This window comes from Zobellella endophytica (assembly GCF_003012775.1).
In the GTDB taxonomy this organism is placed as follows: domain Bacteria; phylum Pseudomonadota; class Gammaproteobacteria; order Enterobacterales; family Aeromonadaceae; genus Oceanimonas; species Oceanimonas endophytica.
Window position 1 is genome coordinate 1 of sequence record NZ_PXYG01000022.1, and the last position, 1,315, is coordinate 1,315.

General features: G+C 54.0%; 1 rRNA gene. It reads right to left on the reverse strand.

Going from position 1 to position 1,315, the window contains the following annotated elements:
- A 23S ribosomal RNA gene (locus tag C7H85_RS19235) occupies positions 1-1,315 on the reverse strand; the annotation flags it as partial.

Sequence of the window (1,315 nt, forward strand, 5' to 3'; positions counted from 1 at the left end):
CCCTTTCACCAGGACTACCAACGCCTGGCCCATCTAGCCTTCTCCGTCCCCCCATCGCAATGCACGTCAGTACGGGAATATTAACCCGTTTCCCATCGACTACGCCTTTCGGCCTCGCCTTAGGGGCCGACTCACCCTGCCCCGATTAACGTTGGACAGGAACCCTTGGTCTTCCGGCGTGGAGGTTTTTCACCCCCATTATCGTTACTCATGTCAGCATTCGCACTTCTGATATCTCCAGCATGCCTCACGACACACCTTCGCAGACTTACAGAACGCTCCCCTACCACTCAGAATAAATTCTGAATCCGCGGCTTCGGTGCCTGGTTTAGCCCCGTTACATCTTCCGCGCAGGCCGACTCGACCAGTGAGCTATTACGCTTTCTTTAAATGATGGCTGCTTCTAAGCCAACATCCTGGCTGTCTGAGCCTTCCCACCTCGTTTCCCACTTAACCAGAACTTGGGGACCTTAGCCGGCGGTCTGGGTTGTTTCCCTCTTCACGACGGACGTTAGCACCCGCCGTGTGTCTCCCGGATAGTACTTACTGGTATTCGGAGTTTGCATGGAGTTGGTAAGTCGGGATGACCCCCTAGTCCAAACAGTGCTCTACCCCCAGTAGTATAAGTCCGAGGCGCTACCTAAATAGCTTTCGGGGAGAACCAGCTATCTCCCGGTTTGATTGGCCTTTCACCCCCAGCCACAGGTCATCCCCTAACTTTGCAACGTTAGTGGGTTCGGTCCTCCAGTTGATGTTACTCAACCTTCAACCTGCCCATGGCTAGATCACCGGGTTTCGGGTCTACTCCTAGCAACTGTTCGCCCAGTTAAGACTCGGTTTCCCTACGGCTCCCCTATACGGTTAACCTTGCTACTAAAAGTAAGTCGCTGACCCATTATACAAAAGGTACGCAGTCACCCCACAAGGAGGCTTCCACTGCTTGTACGTACACGGTTTCAGGTTCTATTTCACTCCCCTCACAGGGGTTCTTTTCGCCTTTCCCTCACGGTACTGGTTCACTATCGGTCAGTCAGGAGTATTTAGCCTTGGAGGATGGTCCCCCCATGTTCAGACAGGATAACACGTGTCCCGTCCTACTCGATTTCACAACCAGGGTAGTTTGGTGTACGGGGCTATCACCCGCTATGGCCGGCCTTTCCAGGACCGTTCCACTACCACCCAGGCTGCTTAAGGGCTGGCCCCCGTTCGCTCGCCGCTACTAAGGGGATCTCGGTTGATTTCTGTTCCTCGGGGTACTTAGATGTTTCAGTTCTCCCGGTTCGCCTCGCTGCGCTATGTATTCACGCAACGATAC